The sequence below is a fragment of the Caballeronia calidae genome (genome assembly GCF_900044055.2).
Lineage (GTDB): Bacteria > Pseudomonadota > Gammaproteobacteria > Burkholderiales > Burkholderiaceae > Caballeronia > Caballeronia calidae.
Window position 1 is genome coordinate 75,616 of record NZ_FCOX02000018.1, and the last position, 21,257, is coordinate 96,872.

At 63.2% G+C, this 21,257-nt stretch carries 24 protein-coding genes and 1 tRNA gene; 16 read left to right on the top strand and 9 right to left on the bottom strand.

The window, feature by feature from the left end:
* Nucleotides 1–167: 167 nt before the first annotated feature.
* From thrS to AWB78_RS18335, 9 genes are all read left to right on the top strand, one after another.
* Nucleotides 168–2,075 (top strand): threonine--tRNA ligase, encoded by a 1,908-nt coding sequence (thrS, locus tag AWB78_RS18295; RefSeq protein ID WP_062606730.1) that lies wholly within the window; start codon nucleotides 168–170, stop codon nucleotides 2,073–2,075.
* A 47-nt stretch (nucleotides 2,076–2,122) separates the two neighbouring features.
* Nucleotides 2,123–2,650: a translation initiation factor IF-3 gene (gene infC, locus AWB78_RS18300; RefSeq protein WP_074168877.1), complete on the top strand. Its 528-nt coding sequence runs from the start codon at nucleotides 2,123–2,125 to the stop codon at nucleotides 2,648–2,650.
* A gap of 232 nt (nucleotides 2,651–2,882) precedes the next feature.
* The gene (gene rpmI / locus AWB78_RS18305) at nucleotides 2,883–3,080 is read left to right on the top strand and encodes a 50S ribosomal protein L35 (protein ID WP_004191477.1); all 198 of its coding nucleotides are present in this window, start codon (nucleotides 2,883–2,885) and stop codon (nucleotides 3,078–3,080) included.
* A 28-nt stretch (nucleotides 3,081–3,108) separates the two neighbouring features.
* Entirely contained in the window at nucleotides 3,109–3,468 is a 360-nt protein-coding gene (rplT, locus tag AWB78_RS18310; RefSeq protein ID WP_008350196.1) for a 50S ribosomal protein L20, read from the top strand.
* Nucleotides 3,469–3,670: 202 nt separating this feature from the next.
* Nucleotides 3,671–4,684: a phenylalanine--tRNA ligase subunit alpha gene (gene pheS / locus AWB78_RS18315; RefSeq protein ID WP_062606732.1), complete on the top strand. Its 1,014-nt coding sequence runs from the start codon at nucleotides 3,671–3,673 to the stop codon at nucleotides 4,682–4,684.
* Nucleotides 4,685–4,773: 89 nt separating this feature from the next.
* Complete coding sequence (pheT, locus tag AWB78_RS18320; RefSeq protein ID WP_062606734.1) at nucleotides 4,774–7,206, top strand: phenylalanine--tRNA ligase subunit beta; 2,433 nt, start codon at nucleotides 4,774–4,776, stop codon at nucleotides 7,204–7,206.
* Between the two features lie 62 nt (nucleotides 7,207–7,268).
* Nucleotides 7,269–7,673 carry an integration host factor subunit alpha gene (locus AWB78_RS18325; RefSeq protein WP_062606735.1) on the top strand — a complete coding sequence of 135 codons (405 nt, stop codon included), beginning with the start codon at nucleotides 7,269–7,271 and terminating at the stop codon, nucleotides 7,671–7,673.
* A gap of 88 nt (nucleotides 7,674–7,761) precedes the next feature.
* A complete protein-coding gene (locus AWB78_RS18330; protein ID WP_062606737.1) occupies nucleotides 7,762–8,142 on the top strand; it encodes a MerR family transcriptional regulator in 381 nt (126 codons plus the stop codon).
* A gap of 168 nt (nucleotides 8,143–8,310) precedes the next feature.
* Nucleotides 8,311–8,910, top strand: a complete 600-nt coding sequence (locus AWB78_RS18335; RefSeq protein ID WP_062606739.1) for a short chain dehydrogenase — start codon at nucleotides 8,311–8,313, stop codon at nucleotides 8,908–8,910.
* On the opposite strand, the gene AWB78_RS18340 is transcribed toward AWB78_RS18335, so the two are convergent.
* From AWB78_RS18340 to AWB78_RS18360, 5 genes are all read right to left on the bottom strand, one after another.
* Nucleotides 8,900–9,181, bottom strand: coding sequence for a hypothetical protein (locus AWB78_RS18340; RefSeq protein ID WP_062606742.1), 282 nt, complete (start codon nucleotides 9,179–9,181; stop codon nucleotides 8,900–8,902). The genes AWB78_RS18335 and AWB78_RS18340 overlap by 11 nt on opposite strands.
* A gap of 177 nt (nucleotides 9,182–9,358) precedes the next feature.
* On the bottom strand, nucleotides 9,359–9,613 hold the full coding sequence (locus tag AWB78_RS18345) for a hypothetical protein (RefSeq protein WP_062606744.1): 255 nt from the start codon (nucleotides 9,611–9,613) through the stop codon (nucleotides 9,359–9,361).
* A gap of 106 nt (nucleotides 9,614–9,719) precedes the next feature.
* Nucleotides 9,720–9,796 (bottom strand) — tRNA-Pro (locus AWB78_RS18350).
* An 89-nt stretch (nucleotides 9,797–9,885) separates the two neighbouring features.
* On the bottom strand, nucleotides 9,886–10,296 hold the full coding sequence (locus AWB78_RS18355) for a hypothetical protein (RefSeq protein ID WP_062606746.1): 411 nt from the start codon (nucleotides 10,294–10,296) through the stop codon (nucleotides 9,886–9,888).
* Nucleotides 10,297–10,439: 143 nt separating this feature from the next.
* On the bottom strand, nucleotides 10,440–11,330 hold the full coding sequence (locus AWB78_RS18360) for a LysR family transcriptional regulator (RefSeq protein WP_062606748.1): 891 nt from the start codon (nucleotides 11,328–11,330) through the stop codon (nucleotides 10,440–10,442).
* A 102-nt stretch (nucleotides 11,331–11,432) separates the two neighbouring features.
* On the opposite strand from AWB78_RS18360, the gene AWB78_RS18365 reads away from it, so the two are divergent.
* Complete coding sequence (locus AWB78_RS18365) at nucleotides 11,433–11,846, top strand: DoxX family protein (RefSeq protein ID WP_062606750.1); 414 nt, start codon at nucleotides 11,433–11,435, stop codon at nucleotides 11,844–11,846.
* Nucleotides 11,847–11,849: 3 nt separating this feature from the next.
* On the opposite strand, the gene AWB78_RS18370 is transcribed toward AWB78_RS18365, so the two are convergent.
* Both AWB78_RS18370 and AWB78_RS18375 read right to left on the bottom strand, forming a co-directional pair.
* A complete protein-coding gene (locus AWB78_RS18370) occupies nucleotides 11,850–12,773 on the bottom strand; it encodes a LysR family transcriptional regulator (protein WP_062606752.1) in 924 nt (307 codons plus the stop codon).
* A gap of 33 nt (nucleotides 12,774–12,806) precedes the next feature.
* On the bottom strand, nucleotides 12,807–13,625 hold the full coding sequence (locus AWB78_RS18375; protein ID WP_062606754.1) for an IclR family transcriptional regulator: 819 nt from the start codon (nucleotides 13,623–13,625) through the stop codon (nucleotides 12,807–12,809).
* Nucleotides 13,626–13,856: 231 nt separating this feature from the next.
* Here AWB78_RS18375 and AWB78_RS18380 point away from each other — a divergent pair, with 231 nt between their 5' ends.
* From AWB78_RS18380 to pcaC, 6 genes are read left to right on the top strand one after another with little or no spacing between them, the layout of a single operon-like run.
* Nucleotides 13,857–14,549: a 3-oxoacid CoA-transferase subunit A gene (locus AWB78_RS18380; RefSeq protein ID WP_062606756.1), complete on the top strand. Its 693-nt coding sequence runs from the start codon at nucleotides 13,857–13,859 to the stop codon at nucleotides 14,547–14,549.
* Nucleotides 14,550–14,561: 12 nt separating this feature from the next.
* Complete coding sequence (locus AWB78_RS18385; RefSeq protein ID WP_062606758.1) at nucleotides 14,562–15,218, top strand: 3-oxoacid CoA-transferase subunit B; 657 nt, start codon at nucleotides 14,562–14,564, stop codon at nucleotides 15,216–15,218.
* A 42-nt stretch (nucleotides 15,219–15,260) separates the two neighbouring features.
* A complete protein-coding gene (gene pcaF / locus AWB78_RS18390; RefSeq protein WP_062606760.1) occupies nucleotides 15,261–16,463 on the top strand; it encodes a 3-oxoadipyl-CoA thiolase in 1,203 nt (400 codons plus the stop codon).
* 4 nt (nucleotides 16,464–16,467) lie between these two features.
* Nucleotides 16,468–17,835 carry a 3-carboxy-cis,cis-muconate cycloisomerase gene (locus AWB78_RS18395; protein ID WP_062606762.1) on the top strand — a complete coding sequence of 456 codons (1,368 nt, stop codon included), beginning with the start codon at nucleotides 16,468–16,470 and terminating at the stop codon, nucleotides 17,833–17,835.
* A gap of 4 nt (nucleotides 17,836–17,839) precedes the next feature.
* Nucleotides 17,840–18,634, top strand: coding sequence for a 3-oxoadipate enol-lactonase (gene pcaD / locus AWB78_RS18400; protein ID WP_062606764.1), 795 nt, complete (start codon nucleotides 17,840–17,842; stop codon nucleotides 18,632–18,634).
* Nucleotides 18,631–19,014, top strand: coding sequence for a 4-carboxymuconolactone decarboxylase (gene pcaC, locus AWB78_RS18405; protein ID WP_062606766.1), 384 nt, complete (start codon nucleotides 18,631–18,633; stop codon nucleotides 19,012–19,014). Before pcaD ends, pcaC begins: the two co-directional genes overlap by 4 nt.
* A gap of 75 nt (nucleotides 19,015–19,089) precedes the next feature.
* Here pcaC and AWB78_RS18410 read toward each other — a convergent pair whose 3' ends face one another.
* Nucleotides 19,090–20,382 carry a DUF3443 domain-containing protein gene (locus AWB78_RS18410; protein ID WP_062606768.1) on the bottom strand — a complete coding sequence of 431 codons (1,293 nt, stop codon included), beginning with the start codon at nucleotides 20,380–20,382 and terminating at the stop codon, nucleotides 19,090–19,092.
* 10 nt (nucleotides 20,383–20,392) lie between these two features.
* Entirely contained in the window at nucleotides 20,393–20,863 is a 471-nt protein-coding gene (locus tag AWB78_RS18415; RefSeq protein ID WP_232477740.1) for a DUF2844 domain-containing protein, read from the bottom strand.
* Nucleotides 20,864–21,257: the final 394 nt, after the last annotated feature.

Here is a 21,257-nt window from a genome sequence, read left to right on the forward strand (position 1 = left end):
GGACCTAATTCGCCTTCTGCCAAATTGTTTCGCGGTATGTGTGAAAAGTGAATGCGGCCCCTCGATAGCGGGGCCGCATTTTTTTTGCCTTTCGATTTTCGATACGAAATCGGGCGGCAATGCTTAATCGAAATCGCCCGGCGTGCGCCGGCGTCTTGGAGAACGATATGGTATCGGTACGTTTGCCTGATGGGTCGGTCCGACAATACGACCACCCGGTGACCGTCGCGGAAGTCGCGGCTTCGATCGGCACGGGCCTTGCCAAGGCGGCGCTCGCCGGCAAGCTCAACGGCGAGCTCGTCGATACCTCGTTTCTGATCGACAAGGATTCTTCGCTCGCCATCGTCACTGACAAAGACCCGGAAGGCGTCGATGTCGTACGTCACTCGACCGCGCACCTGCTCGCGTACGCGGTGAAGGACCTGTTTCCCGAAGCGCAGGTGACCATCGGGCCGGTCATCGACAACGGCTTCTACTACGACTTCTCGTACAGCCGTCCCTTCACGCCCGAAGATCTCGAGAAGATCGAAAAGCGCATGCAGGAGCTCGCGAAGAAGGACGAGCCGGTGTCGCGCCGCGTGGTGTCGCGCGACGAGGCGGTGGAATACTTCAAGAGCATCGGCGAGAAGTACAAGGCGGAGATCATCCAGTCGATTCCGGATAGCGATGAAATCAGGCTCTATGGGCACGGCAACTTCATCGACCTGTGCCGCGGCCCGCACGTGCCGTCCACCGGCAAGCTGAAGGTCTTCAAGCTGATGAAGGTCGCGGGCGCATACTGGCGCGGCGACTCGAAGAACGAGCAGCTTCAGCGCATTTACGGCACTGCGTGGACGAAGAAGGAAGATCAGGAACAGTACCTGCACATGCTCGAAGAAGCCGAGAAGCGCGATCACCGCAAGCTCGGCAAGCAGCTCGACCTGTTCCATCTGCAGGATGAAGCGCCGGGCATGGTGTTCTGGCATCCGAAGGGTTGGTCGCTGTGGCAGCAGGTCGAGCAGTACATGCGCCGTCGCGTGAACGAGGCCGGTTACCTCGAGATCAAGACCCCGATGGTGATGGACCGCTCGCTGTGGGAGGCGTCGGGCCACTGGCAGAACTATCGTGAAAACATGTTCACGACCGAATCGGAAAAGCGCGACTACGCGATCAAGCCGATGAACTGCCCGGGCCACGTTCAGGTGTTCAACCACGGTCTGCGTTCGTACCGCGACCTGCCGCTGCGTTACGCGGAGTTCGGCTCGTGCCATCGCAACGAGCCGTCGGGCGCGCTGCACGGCCTGATGCGCGTGCGCGGCTTCGTTCAGGACGATGCGCACATTTTCTGCACCGAAGACCAGTTCATCGCGGAATCGATCGCGTTCAATACGCTGGCGATGAGCGTGTACAAGGATTTCGGCTTCGATCACATCGACATCAAGTTGTCGCTGCGTCCCGAGCAGCGCGCGGGCACCGACGAAACCTGGGATCGCGCGGAGCAGGGCTTGCGCGAGGCGCTGACCGCGTGCGGTCTGCAGTGGGAGGAGCTCGCCGGCGAAGGCGCGTTCTACGGTCCGAAGATCGAGTACCACATCAAGGACGCGCTCGGCCGTTCGTGGCAGTGCGGCACGCTGCAACTCGACATGGTGCTGCCGGAGCGCCTCGGCGCGGAATACGTGGCGGAGGACAACAGCCGTCGCCGTCCGGTGATGCTGCACCGCGCGATCGTCGGTTCCATGGAGCGTTTCCTCGGCATTCTGATCGAGCACCATGCTGGTGCAATGCCGCCGTGGCTCGCGCCGATCCAGGCCGTTGTATTGAATATTGCCGAAAGTCAGGCCGAATATGCCGGTAATCTGGCCCAATCGTTGCAAAAACAAGGGCTTAGAGTGGAGTCCGATTTGCGCAATGAGAAGATTAGCTATAAAATACGCGAGCACACGCTGCAAAAGGTTCCGTATTTGCTGGTCGTCGGGGACAAGGAGCGTGATGCGCAATCCGTAGCCGTGCGTGCTCGTGGCGGTGTCGACCTCGGCGTGATGCCGGTCGACGCATTCCTCGAACGTCTGCAGCAGGAAGTGCGGGCGTTCAAGTAAGTCACTCGCAGCGCGGCTTGTTTTTTCATTTTTAGAGGAAACGTAACATCGCTACTGATAAGTCGTCACATCGCATCAACGGTGAAATCACCGCACCGGAAGTGCGCTTGGTCGGAGTGGACAACGAGCCGCTCGGTATCGTGAAACTGGCCGAGGCTTTCCGTCAGTCGGAACAGCTCGATGTGGATCTCGTCGAAATCGCGCCGCAGGCTTCACCGCCTGTCTGCCGTTTGATGGACTACGGCAAGTTCAAGTATTCGGAAGCGAAGAAGCAGCACGAGGCGAAGTTGAAGCAGAAGATCGTGCAGGTGAAGGAAGTCAAATTCCGCCCCGGCACGGATGACGGTGACTATAACGTCAAGCTGCGCAACCTCACGCGCTTCCTCGAAGACGGCGACAAGACGAAAATCACGTTGCGTTTCCGCGGTCGCGAAATGGCGCACCAGGAAATCGGCATGCGCATGCTCGAACGTCTGAAGACGGATCTGGATGAATACGGCCAGGTCGAGCAGATGCCGAAGATGGAAGGGCGCCAGATGATCATGGTGCTTGCCCCGAAAAAGAAGGGTAAGTAACCGCAGGCAGTAAGGTGATGGATCGCGCGCCGTCGAAAGGCGGTCGGCGCGGCATTGCCGGCAGTTTCAGATCGGCGTCACCCCGGTGGCGTCGGTCATGAAAAGCGGCGGTTCTTCACTGAGCCGTTCGCACACAAGTGGAGCGTGGGTTTCGAAGGGCGGGGAGCGGTCCTGGCCAGTATGGACGGATCAGCCGCACACCCATGACCATCTAATAAACTGGAGTTGTTTCATGCCGAAGATGAAGACCAAGAAGAGTGCTGCAAAGCGCTTCGTGGTGCGTCCGGGCGGTACCGTCAAGCGCGGTCAAGCGTTCAAGCGCCACATTCTTACCAAGAAAACCACCAAGAACAAACGCCATCTGCGTGGCGCCACGGCCGTTCATGATTCCGATCTGAACTCCGTCCGCGCAATGCTGCCGTTCGCCTAACCTCAACTGACACTCCAAGGAGAGCAACATGCCTCGAGTAAAACGTGGGGTTACCGCACGGGCCCGTCACAAGAAGATCATCCGTCTGGCCAAGGGTTACCGCGGCCGTCGCAATAACGTCTATCGCATCGCCAAGCAGGCGGTCATGCGCGCAGGCCAGTACGCCTACCGCGATCGCCGCAACAAGAAGCGTGTGTTCCGCGCTCTGTGGATCACGCGTATCAACGCGGCGGTGCGTCAGCACGACATGACCTACAGCGTGTTCATCAATGGCCTGAAGAAGGCTTCGATCGAACTCGACCGCAAGGTGCTGGCTGACATGGCTGTGTTCGACAAGGCTGCTTTTGCTGCGATCGTGAAGCAGGTGAAAGCCGCCGTTGCAGCCTAATTGCGAAATTAGTACTGCGTGGTTCGCCTGAGCGTCATCGAGTGGTAGACGGTGGCGCGAAGGCAGAAAACGGGGCTCTCACCGAGCCCCGTTTTTGTTGGTCGGACGGTTTTGCTTATTCTCGCGGTCCGCATGTGCCAAGCACTGCGTGGATGAGCAAAACCGAACCTCAGTTTGAATTCGACGTTAAAAGATGGGATCAATGGATCTGGACCAGATTGTCGCCGACGCGAAAAGCGCCTTTGAACACGCCGCCGATACCACCACGCTCGAAAACGAGAAGGCGCGGTTTCTCGGCAAGTCCGGCGCGCTGACCGATTTGCTGAAGGGCCTGGGCAAGCTCGACCCGGAAGCGAAGAAGACCGAAGGCGCGCGCATCAATCAGGCGAAGCAGCAGGTCGAGGCCGCGCTGAACGCGCGCCGCCAGGCGCTCGCGGATGCGCTGCTCAACCAGCGCCTCGCGGCGGAAGCCATCGATGTCACGCTGCCCGGACGCGGCGCGGGCGCGGGCACGCTGCATCCCGTGATGCGCACGTGGGAGCGCGTCGAGCAGGTGTTCCGCACGATCGGCTTCGACGTCGCCGATGGTCCCGAGATCGAAACCGACTGGTACAACTTCACCGCGTTGAACAGCCCGGAGAACCATCCGGCGCGCTCGATGCAGGATACCTTCTACGTCGACGGCAAGGACGCCGACGGCCGGCCGCTCCTGCTTCGCACGCACACGAGCCCGATGCAGGTGCGCTACGCGCGCATGAACAAGCCGCCGATCAAGGTGATCGTGCCGGGCCGCACGTATCGCGTCGACAGCGACGCCACGCACTCGCCGATGTTCAACCAGGTCGAAGGCCTGTGGATCGAAGAGAACATCAGCTTTGCCGATCTGAAGGGCGTCTACACCGATTTTCTGAAGAAGTTTTTCGAGCGCGACGACATTCTCGTGCGCTTCCGTCCGTCGTACTTTCCGTTCACGGAGCCGTCCGCCGAGATCGACATGATGTTCGAGCACGGCAAGAACGCGGGCAAATGGCTGGAAATCTCCGGCTCGGGTCAGGTGCATCCGACCGTCATCCGCAACATGGGCCTCGACCCGGAGCGCTATATCGGCTTCGCGTTCGGCAGCGGCCTCGAGCGTCTGACGATGCTGCGCTACGGCGTGCAGGATTTGCGTCTGTTCTTCGAGAACGATCTGCGTTTCCTGCGCCAGTTCGCGTAACGCGACAACGCGACTGCCTTGCCTGCGACGTTCGGCGCTCAGATGAGATGCCGGACGAGAGACTCCAAACATTTCGAACGTAGACACACATGCAATTCCCAGAATCCTGGCTCCGCAGTTTCGTCGATCCCAAGCTCTCCACCGACGAACTCGCGCACGCGCTGACGATGGCCGGCCTCGAAGTCGAAGACCTGCGCCCGGTCGCGCCGCCGACCACGAAGATCGTCGTCGGGCAGGTGCTCGAAGTCGCCAAGCATCCGAACGCCGACAAGCTCAACGTCTGTCAGGTCGATGCCGGCACGGGCGAGCAACTGAACATCGTGTGCGGTGCGCCGAACGTGTCGCCGGGCATCAAGGTGCCCGTTGCGCTCATCGGCGCGGTGCTGCCGCCGGTCGAAGCGGGCGGCGAGCCGTTCGCGATCAAGCCGACGAAGCTGCGCGGCGTCGACAGTCAAGGCATGCTGTGCTCCGCGCGCGAACTCAAGCTGTCGGAAGACCACAGCGGTTTGTTGATCCTGTCCGCCGATGCGAAGGTCGGCCAGGACATCCGCGAGGCGCTCAATCTCGATGACACCGTGTTCGAGATCAAGCTCACGCCGAACAAGGCGGACTGCCTGTCGGTGTTCGGCGTCGCGCGCGAAACCGCGGCGATCACCGGCGCGCCGCTGAAGCAACCGGAGATGCCCGCCGTCGAGACGAAGCTCGACGAAAAGCTGCCCGTGAAGGTGCTCGCGCCCGACCTGTGCGGCCGCTTCTCGGGCCGCGTGATCCGCGGCGTGAACGCGCACGCCAAGACGCCGCAGTGGATGGTCGAGCGTCTCGAGCGCGCGGGCCAGCGCAGCATCTCGGCGCTCGTCGACATCTCCAACTACGTGATGCTCGAACTCGGCCGTCCGACGCACGTGTTCGACCTCGACAAAATCCACGGCGCGATCGAAGTGCGCTGGGGCAAGAAGGGCGAGTCGCTCAAGCTGCTGAACGGCAACACCGTCGAGCTCGATGAAACCGTCGGCGTGATCGCCGATGACCGTCACGTCGAAAGCCTCGCGGGCATCATGGGCGGCGACAGCACGGCCGTCTCGCTCGACACGACCAACATTTATCTCGAAGCCGCGTTCTGGTGGCCGGACGCGATCCGTGGCCGCGCGCGCAAGTACAACTTCTCGACCGATGCGGCGCATCGCTTCGAGCGGGGCGTCGACTACTCGACGACGGTCGAGCACATCGAACGCATCTCGCGCCTGATTCTCGATATCTGCGGCGGCGAAGCGGGCCCGGTCGACGATCAGATCGTCAATGTGCCCGATCGCAATCCGGTGTCGATGCGCGTGTCGCGTGCGCATCGGATCATCGGCGTGGAGATCGGCGCGGAAGAGATCGCGCTGATCTTCGAGCGCCTGAACCTCGCGTTCGAACGCGACGGCGACATTTTCAAGGTCACGCCGCCGCCGTATCGCTTCGACATCGAGATCGAGGAAGACCTGATCGAGGAAGTCGCGCGCATCTACGGCTTCGAGAAGATCCCGGCGCGTCCGCCGGTCGCGCGCAGCGAAATGCGCATAACGAACGAAACGAAGCGTTCGATCCACACGCTGCGTCATGAAGTGGCCGCGCGCGATTATTCGGAGACGGTGAACTTCAGCTTCGTCGATGCCGAGTGGGAGAAGGATTTCGCGGGCAACGACAATCCCATCAAGCTGCTGAACCCGATCGCGAGCCAGCTCTCGGTCATGCGCACGACCACGTTCGGCAGCCTGATCGAAGTGCTGCGCCACAACCTGAACCGCCGCGCCGAACGCATTCGCGTGTTCGAAGCCGGCCGCGTGTTCCATCGCGATACATCGGTGAAGGCGGGCGAGCTGGCGGTCGAAGGCTTCGCCCAGCCGAAGATGATCGGCGGTCTCGCCTATGGTCCGGTGATCGAAGAGCAATGGGGCGCGGCGTCGCGCAACGTCGATTTCTTCGACGTGAAGGGCGATGTCGAAGCGCTCTTCGCACCGGTCGTGCCGCGCTTCGTGAAGGCCGAGCATCCGGCGCTGCATCCGGGACGTTCCGCGCGCATCGAAGTGGCGGGGCGCGCGGTCGGCTGGATCGGCGAGCTGCATCCGCGCTGGCTGCAAAAGTACGACCTGCCCAACGCGCCGATGCTGTTCGAAATCGATGCCGACGCGCTGATGGATCGCGCGTTGCCGGCGCCGTCGGAAGTGTCGAAATTCCCGCCCGTGCGGCGTGATATCGCGATTGTCGTAGATCAACACGTCGCGGTTCAGGCGCTTCTCGACGAGCTCGAAAACGCGCGCTCGGAGCCCGCTTGCAGGCACGTCACGAGGGTTGCGCTTTTCGATGAATTCCGTCCAAAATCAAGTACTTCCGGCGGCTTGGGAGCGCATGAGAAAAGTCTTGCCTTCCGTGTAACGTTGCAAGATACTGGCGGCACGCTTCAGGACGAAACGGTCGATACGGCTATCAAAACGCTGGTGGATCGCCTGGCTCGAGTACACGGCGCGCGGTTGCGCGGATAGCCTGCAGTTGGCCCGTCCGTCTCAATCGCCAAGTCTTAATGCGTCAGCGCCGTTTTACCGATATGAACCAAATGAACTCGAGTGATTTCGAAGCCCTTCTTTCGGCGCAGCGTAGCGCCATGACCCGAGATACCCTGACCTCGAGCGCGTCCAGCGACACGCCGACGCTCACCAAAGCCGAACTGGCCGAGATGCTGTTCGATCACGTCGGTCTGAACAAGCGCGAAGCCAAGGACATGGTCGAAGCCTTCTTCGAAGTCATTCGCGATGCATTGGAGAGCGGCGAAAGCGTCAAGCTCTCCGGGTTCGGCAACTTCCAACTGCGCGACAAGCCTCAACGTCCGGGCCGCAATCCGAAGACGGGCGAGGCCATTCCTATCGCCGCGCGGCGGGTCGTCACGTTTCACGCAAGTCAGAAGCTGAAGGCGCTGGTCGAAACGGGAGCGGAGACGGATCTCACTCGCTGATCTCCACTCGGTGCGCGGACATCCGCGCGCCGCGTTGCTTGCCCACCGCGCTTCAATCGACATCACTTATAACGATGGTTGATCGACGATGGAAAAAGTCGTCTTGCCTCCGATCCCCGCCAAGCGTTACTTCACGATTGGCGAAGTCAGCGAGTTGTGCGGCGTCAAGCCTCACGTGCTGCGCTATTGGGAGCAGGAGTTCACGCAACTGAGGCCGGTCAAGCGGCGCGGCAACCGCCGCTACTATCAGCATCACGAAGTCCTGCTGATCCGGCGCATCCGCGAGTTGTTGTATGAACAAGGCTTCACGATCAACGGCGCGCGCAACCGGCTCGATTCGCAAGGGCGCGCAAGCGGCGACGAAGCCGAGATGAGCGAGACGGAGGCCGCGGCGCAAGCGCAGCCGGCCGTCGATGTCGATCAGCTGCGCAAAGACATTCTTCAGGTGATCGACCTCTTGGGCGGATGAGTGCCGCCGCGATCCACTCCACGATGCCGCGATTCGTCGCGGCATTTTTTCGTCCTGACCTCGTTCTGCATGCGTTCGATGGCAGCAGTAGCATAGTCGCTTGCTCTTTCCTCGTTGCCGCGACGGGTGTGCCCGCCGTGGCCTTGTCACGTTGATTCAGGAGGGCTTATGCGAGTGCTGCTCGTTGGCGCAACCGGCATGTTGGGCACGGAGATCAAACGGATTCTCGAACCCTCGCACGAAGTGATCACCGCGAGTCGCAAGGGCTCGGAGGTATCGGTCGATTTGTCGGACAAGGCGAGCATCGTCGCGATGTACGGCACGGTGGGGAAGGTCGGCGCTGTCGTGTGCGTCGGCGGCGCCGCGAAATTTGCGCCGCTCGACTCACTCGGTGACGACGACTACGCATTCAGCCTCGCCAACAAGCTGATGGGACAGGTCAATCTCGTGCGCTGCGCGATCGGTCATGTCGACGAAGGCGGGTCCATCACGTTGACGAGCGGCACGCTGGCTCACCAGCCGATGGTGGGCAGCGCGGCGGTGAGTATCGTCAATGCGGGCGTCGAAGGCTTCGTGCGGGCGGCCGCGCTCGAGCTGCAAGCGAAGATGCGCGTGAACGTCGTGAGTCCGGGATGGGTCGCGGAAACGCTGGCGTCGATGGGCAAGGATGCATCGGAAGGCATCCCGGCTGCGGACGTGGCGAAGGTGTACAAGCGTGCCGTCGAAGAAACGATGACCGGGCAGACGCTGCTTGCCGCTAAGTCTTGATCCCGGCGCGGAAGCACTTCTTAGGTCCGGCCGCTTGTGAGGCGGGCAGGGCCATCTTCACCGACCAGTACACGATGCTTGGGCCGACGCCCCAAGGCGGATAGATGCGCCAGTCGCCGACCCCATGGTGAAAGAAGTAGAGCGCGAAGAAGCCGCCGCGCTTGGGCGCACTCACGCACACATAGCGACTGCCGCCCGGATAGATGCGGCCGAAGCGGGTGACACGCGCGCGGCTGCCCGAATCGAACCATCTTGAGACTTCGGCACGCAAGGGGGAGCCGGTTCGATCGGATCGGGTGCGCCGCGACTGCGCGGGCGCTGGGACAGACAAAGGCATGGGGCGCCGTTCCTTAGGTGTCACCTTAAGATTAGGCCTTAAACTACTGACACACAAGTGTTTTTTCGCGTTTTACGTCTGAATATATGACGCCGGACGCGAGCGAAAGCGTCAAATGCTCAGGCCCATCATCGCGGTGGTGTTGGTCAGCGCTTCATCCTGGGCGCGGACCTTGAGCATGGCGTCGGCGAGGCGGTAGTAGAACTGGGCGCGTTCTTCGAGCAATGCGGGCGACGCGTCGAGCGGAAGCGCTTCGTCGACCATGTCGCCCGCCAGCGCCTGACCCGCGAAATAATCGCGTAGCGACATGCCGTAGCTGCTGTTGCCGGGAAACGCGCGCGGGTTGTTGAGCTTGTTATAGGCCATTGTTATTGCTCGCCATGTTCTGTACGGCGACCCGGATGGGCAAGAGAAAAGAGAAGGGCAAAAGAAAAAAGGCTCTCCGGCCAGAAGCCGGAGAGCCTTTTATATCTGGTCGGGGCGAGAGGATTTGAACCTCCGACCACCTGCACCCCATGCAGGTACGCTACCAGGCTGCGCTACGCCCCGAAAGAGCAAAAGTATATCAGACCGAAACGAATAATAGAACTGCTTCAACGAATTTCGGTGATGCACTTACCAAATTCACTCGCGATGCGTCAGAGCGTCAACTCCGACTGCGTATAGGGCGACGTTTGAATCTGCACCGTCGTCTCGCGATCCGTCGAAATCCGCCCACGAGTCGCCTCGTGCGCGAAGCGTTGCCTCTTGCGAAACCGCAATGCCAGCAGCAACGAGACTACGCAGGGAACCAGATACGTTAAGACCCGGTCGGCCCATGCCGTCTTCGATGCGAGGCTTTCGTATTCGGTCCGATCGTGGAAGGACGCGGATGCGAAGACCATCGTCAGGACGAAATCCAGCAGCATCGCCGTGAAGCACAGTGCCAGGAAAATCAGCGCGCCGTTCCACTTCAACGTGCCTAGACTCGCATTCAACGCACGGCTGATGAAGAGCGTCAGGCCGAGCAAGGTCAAGCTGAATGCCAGCGGAAGCCAGGGAAAATCCATACGCATATGCCTCGCGTGCAGGTAATAGAAATGTTCCCGGCGGCACGCAAGAGCAAAAATCTGTCGCGATCTCGATCGCCCGGTCCGGAAGCGGGCGCGATAATTACACGCAGACGAAGACGAAAGAATAAGAGTTATCCTAATCACATCGGCCGATCAGCCAGCGATTCCGACAGGAAGTCGATGAAGGTCCGCACCTTCGTCGTCATGTATTTGCGGCTGGTGTAGACCGCGTACACGGACGGCGCGAACGCGGTGTAGCTCGGCAGCACACGCACGAGCGCGCCCGACGCCAGTTCGGGCTCGACGATCCACACCGGAAAGTACGCGAGCCCGAGGCCGGCCCGTACGAGCTGCAGCGCCATCGACGTATCGTTGGTCTTCAGCACGGCCTGGTTCTTCACGGTAAACGTACCGTCCGGACCCGTCAGCGTCACGGAATCGATGTTCGTGTAGGTCGGCAAGATGAAGCGATGCCGCGCGACATCGTCCGGATGACGCAGCTTCCCATGCTGTTCGAGATACGCGCGCGAGCCCGCGAGCACGAAGGGCATCTTGCACAGCGGCCGCACGATCAGCGAAGGCGAAGGCTCGGAGGTCGCGCGTATCGCCATGTCGTAGCCTTCCTCGACCAGATCGACGAAGCGGTTCTCGAGGCGCAGATCGACGAGCACGCCCGGATAGCGCGCCTGATACGCGACCAGCAGATCCGCGAACTTGCGATTGGCGAACCAGCCCGGCGCCGTGACCTTGAGCACGCCCTGCGGTTGCGCCGTCTGCACCCCGACGGCGGCTTCGGCGGCCTGCAGGATGTCGAGCGCCTCGCTGCACTGTTCGTAATAGACGTTGCCGGCCTCCGTGAGGCTCAGATGCCGCGTCGTCCGGTTCAAAAGCCGCACGCCCAACTGGCGTTCCAGATTGGCGACGTGCTTGCTCGTCATCGCGGTCGAAATGTCCAGCCGCTCCGCGGCCTTCACGAAGCTGCCTGCGTCCACGACTTCGCGGAATACGCGCAGGCTGGTCAGAGCATCCATCGATCATTTCCTGTCGGGAAACAAAACGCTAATGTTAGCCGGATTTATCGACGGACGATGTCTGCCTAGACTGCCTGCAATCCTTTTTCACAGAGTTTTGCCATGTCCACTCAAGTCCGCTCCGTTTCGTCCGACGTGCCCGCGCTGGCGAGCCACGCGCACGCGCTCTTGCGCATCGTCGCGTCGTATCTGCTGCTCACGCATGCGAGCGCGAAGCTCTTCCACGTTCCGCACATCGCCATGTTCGACGGCCTGCCGCTCTTTTCGCTGCTCGGCGTAGCGGGAATCATCGAGCTGGTGGGCGGCGTGCTCGTGCTCTTCGGCTTCCTGACGCGCGCGGCGGCGTTCGTGTTGTCGGGCGAACTGGCGTTCGCGTATTTCATCGGCCACGCGCCGCAGGGGAATTTCTTCCTGCCGCTCCTGAATCAGGGCGAGCCGGCCGTGCTGCTCTCGTTCATCTTTCTGTTCATCGCAGCGGCGGGGCCGGGCGCGTGGAGCATCGACAACCGGCGTTGAAGCCTATTTCGGCCACTCGTCGAGTTCGTCGTTGAACAGCGAAGCGACGACGCCGCGCAGCCACATCGTGCGCGCGTCGTTGTGGAACTTGCGATGCCAGTGCTGCTTGAGATCGAAGCGCGGCAGCGGGAGCGGCGGCTCGGCGAGGGTGATCGACGCATGTTCGGCGACATACGCGAAACCGATCGCATGCGGCACCGTCGCGATCAGATCGGTGCGCGACAGAATGAACGGCAAGCTCATGAAGTGCGGCGTTTCGAGCACCGCGCGGCGCCGCACGCGCTCCTTGTCGAGATAGTTCTCGAGAATCTCCTGACTGCGACCCTCGGCGCGCACGACGGCATGGCCGCATTCCATGAAGCGCTCGAGCGTCAGCGGCGCGTTCGCGAATGGGTGATCGCGCCGCATCAGGCAGATGAAGCGGTGCGAGAAAAGCCGCTGCTGAAAAAAATTGTTGCCGCGCAGGTCGGGAAAATAGCCGACGGCGAGGTCGATATCGCCTGTCTCGAGCCCGCGCTCGACCTCCCCGTGCGATGCCGACACCGAGCGCAGATTCGCATTCGGCGCTTCTTTCGCGAACGCCTGCAAGAGCCGCGGCAGGAACACGATCTCGCCGACATCCGATAACGCGATCGAAAAGGTGTCCGCGCTCGCCGACGGATCGAAGTGCTGCCGGTCGAGCAGGCCGCGCTCGATGCGCGCCAGCGCCTCACGCGCGGCGGGCACGAGCGCGATCGTGCGCGGCGTCGGCTCCATGCCGCGCGAGGTGCGCACGAACAGCGGATCGTTGAAGTATTCGCGCAGCCGCGCGAGCGCCGTCGATACGCGCGGCTGGGAGACGCCGAGCCTTTCCGCGGCGCGGCTCACGTTGCGCGTCTCCTCGATGGCGACGAGGTAGGGGATCAGATTCAGATCGAGGTCGGTCATGGCGTCATGCTCCTTCCACGTCAACGCAGGCCATCACCCGCGCCGCGCGACCATGTCGGACACGCGCTGCGCCGCTTCCTGCAGCGGCTCCAGAAACGCCTTCACCATCTGCTTCGCGTTCTTGCGCTGCGCATTGCCGCTGATGTTCAGCGCCGCGATCACGCGTCCCTGCCGGTCGCGGATCGGCGCGGACATCGAAATCAGTCCTTCCTCCAGCTCCTGATCGACGATCGCCCATCCCTGGCGGCGCACGAGGGCGATCGCTTCCTTGAGCGCGCGCTTGTCGACGATCGTGCGCGGCGTGCGCGCAACGAGCGCGCTGGAATCGAGCACTTCGTCGAGGCGCGATTCGTCGAGCGCGGCGAGCAGCACGCGTCCCATCGACGTGCAGAACGCGGGCAGACGGCTGCCGATCGACAGATTCTGCGTGATGATCTTGTGCGTCGGCACGCGCAGCACGTAGACGATTTCCGCGCCGTTCAGCACGGCCGCCGAACAGCTTTCGTGCACCTGCTCGACGAGGTCTTCCATCACCGGCTCGGCGAGGTTCCAGAAGGGCATCGAGGTCAGATAGGCGAAACCCAGGTCGAGGATCTTCGGCGTGAGCTGAAAGAGACGCCCGTCCGCTTCGACATAGCCGAGCGACTGCAGCGTCAGCAGGATGCGGCGCGCGCCGGCGCGCGTGAGGCCGGTCGCGGCGGCGACATCGGTGAGCGTCTGCGCGGGACGGGTCGCGTCGAACGAGCGGATCACCGCGAGCCCGCGCGCGAACGACTGCACGTAGGCATCGCCGGGACGCGCCTGCGCGTCTTGCGGTTCGGCATCCGGATTGAGCGTGTCTGGATTCTTCATAGGGCAGATCATGAAAGAGCGCGAACGGCCGGCGACTCCGTGAAAACCCGCAGTTCGCGCATGCTTCGTTGACACGACAACGAATGCGGGACTACCATGCCGATGTTCGCTAAACGAATCCATGTTCGCATGACGAACATTTTGACGCAAGTCTGATTTCGAGCAGGTAAACCCCGAGTTCGGGACGGGCGCACGAAGGCAAATCGGCGCCCAGACTGGAGAAGAACGGCAATGATCAACAAGATTTTCGATTCGCTCGCCTCGGCCGTCGCCGACGTCCACGACGGAGCGACCATCATGATCGGCGGATTCGGTACGGCGGGTATGCCGTCCGAGCTGATCGACGCACTCATCGAGCAGGGCGCGCGCGAGCTCACGATCGTCAACAACAACGCCGGCAACGGCGACACGGGCCTCGCCGCGTTGCTGAAGGCCAAGCGCGTGCGCAAGATCATCTGCTCGTTTCCGCGTCAGACGGATTCGTATGTGTTCGACGCGCTCTATCGCGCGGGCGAAATCGAACTGGAACTCGTGCCGCAGGGCAATCTCGCGGAGCGCATCCGCGCGGCGGGCGCGGGCATCGGCGGGTTTTTCACGCCGACGGGCTACGGCACCAAGCTGGCCGAAGGCAAGGAAACGCGCGTGATCGACGGCAAGCATTACGTGCTCGAAGCGCCGCTGCACGCGGACTTCGCGCTCGTGAAGGCATACAAGGGCGACCGCTGGGGCAATCTGGTCTATCGTAAGACTGCGCGCAACTTCGGCCCGATCATGGCGAGCGCGGCGAAGACCGCGATCGTGCAGGTTTCGAAAGTCGTGCCGCTCGGCGAGCTGGACCCCGAAAACATCGTGACGCCGGGCATTTTCGTGCAGCGCGTCGTGGAAGTGCCGCAAGCGGTGCATCAAGCCGAACTCGCAGCTTAAGGATTCGAAGCCATGAAGAAACTCACTCGTGACGAAATGGCCAAGCGCGTGGCCGCGGACATTCCCGAAGGCGCGTATGTGAACCTCGGCATCGGCGTGCCGACGCTCGTCGCCAATCATCTCGCGGCGGACCGCGAAATCTTCCTGCACAGCGAAAACGGCCTGCTCGGCATGGGCCCGGCGCCCGCTAAAGGCTCCGAAGACGACGAGCTCATCAACGCGGGCAAGCAGCACGTGACGCTGCTCACGGGCGGCGCGTATTTCCATCACGCGGATTCGTTCGCGATGATGCGCGGCGGCCATCTCGACTTCTGCGTGCTCGGTGCGTTCCAGGTGTCGGCGAAGGGCGATCTCGCGAACTGGCACACCGGCGCGCCCGACGCGATTCCGGCAGTCGGCGGCGCGATGGATCTCGCGATCGGCGCGAAGCAGGTTTACGTGATGATGGAACTGCTCACGAAGCAGGGCGAAAGCAAGCTGGTCGATGTCTGCACGTATCCGGTTACGGGCGTGGAGTGCGTCAACCGCGTGTACACCGATCTCGCCGTGTTCGACGTGACGCCGGAAGGCCTCGTCGTGCGCGAGATCGTGGAAGGCCTGTCGTTCGACGAATTACAGAAGCTGGCTCAGGTGCCGCTGCAATACGCGCCGCTGTCCGAAGCCGCCTGACATACGAGACCGGAACATACAGAACAGAACTGGAGTTGATCGATGAAAGAAGCTTTCGTATGTGATGCCATCCGCACGCCGATCGGCCGATACGGCGGATCGCTCGCGTCCGTGCGCGCCGACGATCTGGGCGCGGTGCCGCTCGCCGCCTTGGTCGAGCGCAACAAGGAAGTGGACTGGGATGCCGTCGACGAAGTGATCTACGGCTGCGCGAATCAGGCGGGCGAAGACAACCGCAACGTCGCGCGCATGTCGGCGTTGCTGGCGGGCCTGCCGGTCGGCACGCCGGGCTCGACGATCAACCGCTTGTGCGGCTCGGGCATGGACGCGATCGGCGTCGCGGCCCGCGCGATCAAGTCGGGCGAGACGAGTCTGATGATCGCGGGCGGCGTCGAGAGCATGAGCCGCGCGCCCTTCGTGATGGGCAAGGCGACGAGCGCGTTCTCGCGTTCCGCCGAGATCCACGATACGACCATCGGCTGGCGCTTCATCAATCCGCTGATGAAGAAGCAATACGGCGTCGATTCGATGCCCGAGACCGCCGAAAACGTCGCGGACGATTACAAGATCAGCCGCGCCGATCAGGACGCGTTCGCGTTGCGCTCGCAGCAGAAAGCGGCACGCGCGCAGAAGGACGGCACGCTGGCGCAGGAAATCGTCGCGGTGACGATTCCGCAGAAGAAGGGCGATGCGCTCGTCATCGACAAGGATGAACACCCGCGCGAAACGAGTCTCGAGGCGCTCGCGAAGCTGAAGGGCGTCGTGCGTCCGGACGGATCGGTGACGGCGGGCAACGCGTCGGGCGTGAACGACGGCGCGGTCGCCATGCTGATCGCCGACGAAGAGAGCGCCAAGCGTCACGGCCTCACGCCGCGCGCGCGCATCCTCGGTCTCGCCACGGCGGGCGTGCCGCCGCGCGTGATGGGCATCGGTCCGGGTCCGGCATCGCAGAAGCTCTTGAAGCGTCTCGGCATGACCATCGACCAGATGGATGTGATCGAGCTGAACGAAGCGTTCGCGTCGCAAGGTCTCGCGACGCTGCGCATGCTCGGCGTCGCCGACGACGATCCCCGCGTGAATCCGAACGGCGGCGCGATCGCGCTCGGCCATCCGCTCGGCGCATCGGGCGCGCGTCTCGTTACGACCGCGAGCTATCAGCTGCAGCGCACCGGCGGCCGCTTCGCGCTGTGCACGATGTGCATCGGCGTGGGCCAGGGCATTGCGATGATCATCGAGCGAGTCTGATCACATGTTCGAAGCGACCGGACGTCTGACCGATCTGATCTGCGGCAACGAAGCGGCCAACGCCGTCTGGTCGCCCCGCGCGACGGTGCAGGCGATGCTCGACGTCGAAGCCGCGCTCGCGCGCGCTTCGGCGCTGCATGGCGTGATTCCGTCGAGCGCGGTCGAGGCGATCGTCGCGGCGTGCAACGCGGACAATATCGACGCCGGCGCGTTGATGACCGGCGCCGCGGCGGGCGGCAATCTCGCGATTCCGCTCGTCAAGCAGCTCACGGCCGTCGTCAAGGCGAACGATGCCGAAGCCGCGAAGTACGTGCATTGGGGCGCGACGAGTCAGGACATCATCGATACGGGCGTCGTGCTGCAGTTGCGCGCGGCGCTCGATCTGATCGATGCCGATTTGCTCGCGCTTTCCGCTGCGCTCGTCACACAGGCGCAAGCGCATCGCGCAACGCCGATGATCGGCCGCACATGGCTGCAGCAGGCGCTGCCGATCACGCTCGGTCTCAAGTTCGCGCAATGGCTCGATGCGGTGACACGTCATCGTCAACGCCTCGGCGAGTTGAAGGCGCGCGCGCTGGTGCTGCAGTTCGGCGGCGCGGCGGGCACGCTCGCAAGCTTGCGCGACAAGGCGTTGCCGGTTGCCGCGTCGCTCGCGGAAGACCTGAAGCTGAACCTGCCCGCGCTGCCGTGGCACACGCAGCGCGATCGCATCGCGGAAGCGGCGTCGTTCCTCGGCATGCTGGCGGGCACGCTCGGCAAGATCGCACGCGACATCTCGCTGATGATGCAGACCGAGCTCGGCGAAGTCGCCGAACCGGCGGCGGCGGGCAAGGGCGGTTCATCGACGATGCCGCACAAGCGCAATCCGGTGGGCTGCGCGGCGGTGCTCACCGCGGCGACCCGCGCGCCGAACCTCGTCGCGACGATCTTCGCGGGCATGGTTCAGGAGCACGAACGCGCGTTGGGCGGCTGGCAGGCCGAATGGGAAGCGCTGCCCGATCTCGCGCGCCTGACGGCGGGCGCATTGTCGAGCATGCTCGGCATCGTCCCGGCGATGGAAGTCAACGTCGCGCGCCTCGCGCACAACCTCGGCGCGACCAACGGCCTCGTGCTCGGCGAAGCGGTGATGCTCGCGCTCGGCGATGCGATCGGCCGGCTCGATGCGCACAAGCTCGTCGAAGGCGCATCGAAGGCGTCGGTCGCGAACGGCACGTCGCTCTTCGACGCGCTTGCCGCCAACGAAACCGTCACGCGCCATCTGTCGCAAGATCAACTGAAGCAATTGCTCGATCCGGCGAACTACGTCGGTCAGGCGCAGGCGTTCGTCGCCGCCGCCATCGCAAGCGCTGACCCGAAACAACAGGAGCGGTAAAAACATGCCTCTTGCCGAAGTGAACGGAACGCGGATTCACTATCGCATCGATGCCACGGCGGGCGACAACGCGCCGTGGCTCGTGCTGTCGAATTCGCTCGGCGCCGATGTCTCGATGTGGACGCCGAACATCGAGGCGTTCGCGCAGCACTATCGCGTCGTGCGCTACGACACGCGCGGCCACGGCCACTCCGACGTGCCGCCGGGGCCGTACACGATCGATCAGCTGATCGGCGACGTGATCGGCCTGATGGATCATCTGAAAATCGAGCGCGCGAACTATTGCGGCCTGTCGATGGGCGGCCTGACCGGCATCGGTCTCGCGGCGCGCCATCCGGAGCGCTTCTCGCGCGTCGTGCTGTCGAACACCGCCGCGCTGATCGGCTCGGATGCCGTGTGGACGCCGCGCGCCGCGAAGGCGCGCGAGCCGGGCGGCATGCCCGCACTGACCGACGCCGTGATCGCGCGCTGGTTCACCGCGCCGTTCATGGAGCGCGAGCAGCTCGCGCTGTCGAATATCCGCGATGTGTTCCGCCACACCTCGGGCGACGGCTACGCGTCGAACTGCGAAGCCATCCGCGATGCCGATCTGCGCGACGAAGCGAAGACCATCAGGCTGCCGGTGCTCGTGATCGCGGGCACGCACGATCTGTCGACGACGGCGGAGCAGGGCCGCGAGCTCGCGGGCTACATCGAAGGCTCGCGCTATGTCGAACTGGATGCGGCGCATCTGTCGAACATCGAGAAGCGCGATGACTACACGCGCGCCGTCCTCGACTTCCTCGGAGAACAACAATGACCGACGACGAACGCTACGAAGCCGGGATGAAGGTGCGCCGCGCGGTGCTGTCCGACGCGCACGTCGACCGGTCGCTCGCCAATCGCACGGAACTGACGACCGAGTTTCAGAACTTCATCACGCGTTATGCGTGGGGCGAGATCTGGACGCGCGACGGCTTGCCGCGTCACACGCGCAGCCTTCTCACGATTGCGATGATGGTCGCGTTGAATCGCAGCGAGGAGCTCGCGCTGCACCTGCGCGCCGCAAAGAACAACGGCGTGACGCAGGACGAGATCAAGGAAGTGCTGTTGCAGACGGCGGTCTACTGCGGCGTGCCCGCGGCGAACTCTGCGTTTCACCTCGCGCAGAAGATCTTCGACGAGGAAGCCAAGGCGTAATCGCATTGTCGTGCAGCAGGTAAGAACAGAAGCCGTCTCTCGGGAAACCGGAGACGGCTTTTTTGCGTGTGCGCCTCAGAACGCGTAGTACGGTCCCGGGCCTGCCGGCGTCGGGCGCCCGGCGAGCGCGGTGAAGATGCGGCGCCCGTAGAAAAACGGCAGGCCCCAGTCGAAGTAGGCGCTGGCCGTGCCCGCGAGATTGTCGAACGCGAAGTTGCCGGTGCCGAACAGCGCCGTCGACGTGGCGACCGTGAAGCTGACCGCGCTTTGCGCGCCGCTTTGCGAGCGGATCGTCGCGGCGAAGGTTTGCGGTGTCGTCGGGCAGTACCAGACGCCGCATCGGGCGAGTGTCGTCGACGGGAAAAAGACGCCGTTCGAGCCGCTGTCGATGAAGCTCGTGCCGTACTGGTTGCCGCCGAAGTCCGTCATCACATAGCCCGACACAGAATTCGACTTGAGCACGGTCGCCGAACCGAGCAGATTGTTCGACTGCGAGCCGATGCCGAAGGTCATCGTCCCGTTCACCGCCGATGCGCCGCCATCCGGCACGTCCGGCAGCTCGATCAGCACGCCGTTGTTGTCGGTGGCGAAGTTCGCGACCGGGTTCGTCACCTGAAGCGCAACCGCCAGTGCGCGCGCGCTGCAATTCCCCGAGATGCAGTCGTAGTACCAGCGCGGCATGGCGGACACCGCGCAGCCCGCGCCGCAGTCGGCGCTGAACGGCCCGACGCCGAGGATGCCGTTGCCGCGCAGACTCGACGCGGTCAGCATCGGCAGGCCCGACTGGCTGCAGTCCTGCGCGGCGTTTCCGGCGACGACATCGGCGATCAGTTGCACGGAGGTCGAGCGCGCGACCTGGCCTGCGAGCCGCACATCGGCCTGGCGCACGGCGCCCCAGGTATAGCCCGAGCCGAACACCGCGCACTCCGCGACGGTCGCGTTCGGATTGCCGCCCGCGACGAGCGGCAGCGCGATCGCAGGATCGAGCGCGGACGCCAGAATCCTCAGACCGTGCGAGCCGGTATCCACCTGAACATCGTCGATGGTCTGACACGTGTTCGTGCCTGGCACGCAGACCGTCACGCTGGTTTGCAGCATGTTGCGCGTGTTGGTGGGCGTGCGGGCGACGTGGATGATCTGGACGTTGGGCGTCGTCGATTGCGGCACGATGGTATCGGCGAGCGGCGCGGAGGCCGCGCTCGCGGGGGCGGCTGGCGCGCTGGCCGCCGCTGGCGTGCTGGCCACCACTGGCGTGCTGGCTTGCGACGGCGCGGCGGCTCCATCGTTCGAGCCGCCGCCTCCGCCGCACGCGTGAAGCAGCGCGCAGAAGGCGAGCGCGGGTATCCGGAGAAGGGCGCGTATCGTCATCGTCTTGCCCCTACTGGATGTCCGTTGCGCTGACGCCCGGCGGCAACTCGCTCGCGAGCCATGCGCGGCCGCTGAACTCGCGCAGCCGCACCCGATTCTCGACGACGAGGTCGCCTTGCGCGACGCGCGCCGTGTGCAGACCCGCGTCGGCAATCGACGCGCTCGCGCCTTGCCTGAACGTGTCGAAATACTCGCCGAGCAGCGATTGCACATCGGGCATCGCAGGCCCGCGCCAGGAGACCGCGTAGACGCCGCCGTCCGAATCGACGTACTGGCGCACGACGATGCCGTGCGCATCGGTGGTTTCGTGATATCGCACGAGCCCGCCCTGTGCCTGATGCATGATATCGTCCTGCGACGCGCTCCCGGCGCGCCCGGCCGCGCCCAGTTGAGCGTGGACGGATGTCGCCGCGGCAAGCGCGAGCATCGCCAGATGCGTCGCGATCACGTAGTGAGGAATTCTGATCTTTATCTTTACCATTGCGTTCTCGTTTAATTAGGACTCTTCTTATTTTTCGAGATGCAATTCTAGGATAAAGGCAGGGCAGAGCAATACCTGGCCGTGCGGATCCGACACGCGGTCAGAGACGCGGCCAAAACCGACAATTCCCTTACCAATCAGAATGTTGCAATAGACGAGAGCAAAAATTGCGGTTTTTTGAGACTGTCATAAATTGTCAAATTGACGTGCGCGGACTTAAATACGAGATGCGAACGCGTCAATTGCTGCATGCGGTCCGCTTGCGCGAGTCGAATGCAGCTTCCCAAATGTGCGCGCAGCGCCCCCCCCGATGGAACCCGTTCATCCTGTCTTTTTGCACGGCGCGGCCCCGGACCGGTAAAATAACGGGTTGATCCACGGAAGAACGCCCGTG

Excerpts from the sequence above, each read along its gene's own strand:
- thrS (WP_062606730.1), top strand. The coding sequence starts at position 168 with ATGGTATCGGTACGTTTGCCTGATGGGTCGGTCCGACAATACGACCAC.
- rpmI (WP_004191477.1), top strand. The coding sequence starts at position 2,883 with ATGCCGAAGATGAAGACCAAGAAGAGTGCTGCAAAGCGCTTCGTGGTG.
- rplT (WP_008350196.1), top strand. The coding sequence starts at position 3,109 with ATGCCTCGAGTAAAACGTGGGGTTACCGCACGGGCCCGTCACAAGAAG.
- pheS (WP_062606732.1), top strand. The coding sequence starts at position 3,671 with ATGGATCTGGACCAGATTGTCGCCGACGCGAAAAGCGCCTTTGAACAC.
- pheT (WP_062606734.1), top strand. The coding sequence starts at position 4,774 with ATGCAATTCCCAGAATCCTGGCTCCGCAGTTTCGTCGATCCCAAGCTC.
- AWB78_RS18325 (WP_062606735.1), top strand. The coding sequence starts at position 7,269 with ATGAACCAAATGAACTCGAGTGATTTCGAAGCCCTTCTTTCGGCGCAG.
- AWB78_RS18330 (WP_062606737.1), top strand. The coding sequence starts at position 7,762 with ATGGAAAAAGTCGTCTTGCCTCCGATCCCCGCCAAGCGTTACTTCACG.
- AWB78_RS18335 (WP_062606739.1), top strand. The coding sequence starts at position 8,311 with ATGCGAGTGCTGCTCGTTGGCGCAACCGGCATGTTGGGCACGGAGATC.
- AWB78_RS18345 (WP_062606744.1), bottom strand. The coding sequence starts at position 9,613 with ATGGCCTATAACAAGCTCAACAACCCGCGCGCGTTTCCCGGCAACAGC.
- AWB78_RS18355 (WP_062606746.1), bottom strand. The coding sequence starts at position 10,296 with ATGGATTTTCCCTGGCTTCCGCTGGCATTCAGCTTGACCTTGCTCGGC.
- AWB78_RS18360 (WP_062606748.1), bottom strand. The coding sequence starts at position 11,330 with ATGGATGCTCTGACCAGCCTGCGCGTATTCCGCGAAGTCGTGGACGCA.
- AWB78_RS18365 (WP_062606750.1), top strand. The coding sequence starts at position 11,433 with ATGTCCACTCAAGTCCGCTCCGTTTCGTCCGACGTGCCCGCGCTGGCG.
- AWB78_RS18370 (WP_062606752.1), bottom strand. The coding sequence starts at position 12,773 with ATGACCGACCTCGATCTGAATCTGATCCCCTACCTCGTCGCCATCGAG.
- AWB78_RS18375 (WP_062606754.1), bottom strand. The coding sequence starts at position 13,625 with ATGAAGAATCCAGACACGCTCAATCCGGATGCCGAACCGCAAGACGCG.
- AWB78_RS18380 (WP_062606756.1), top strand. The coding sequence starts at position 13,857 with ATGATCAACAAGATTTTCGATTCGCTCGCCTCGGCCGTCGCCGACGTC.
- AWB78_RS18385 (WP_062606758.1), top strand. The coding sequence starts at position 14,562 with ATGAAGAAACTCACTCGTGACGAAATGGCCAAGCGCGTGGCCGCGGAC.
- pcaF (WP_062606760.1), top strand. The coding sequence starts at position 15,261 with ATGAAAGAAGCTTTCGTATGTGATGCCATCCGCACGCCGATCGGCCGA.
- AWB78_RS18395 (WP_062606762.1), top strand. The coding sequence starts at position 16,468 with ATGTTCGAAGCGACCGGACGTCTGACCGATCTGATCTGCGGCAACGAA.
- pcaD (WP_062606764.1), top strand. The coding sequence starts at position 17,840 with ATGCCTCTTGCCGAAGTGAACGGAACGCGGATTCACTATCGCATCGAT.
- pcaC (WP_062606766.1), top strand. The coding sequence starts at position 18,631 with ATGACCGACGACGAACGCTACGAAGCCGGGATGAAGGTGCGCCGCGCG.
- AWB78_RS18410 (WP_062606768.1), bottom strand. The coding sequence starts at position 20,382 with ATGACGATACGCGCCCTTCTCCGGATACCCGCGCTCGCCTTCTGCGCG.
- AWB78_RS18415 (WP_232477740.1), bottom strand. The coding sequence starts at position 20,863 with ATGGTAAAGATAAAGATCAGAATTCCTCACTACGTGATCGCGACGCAT.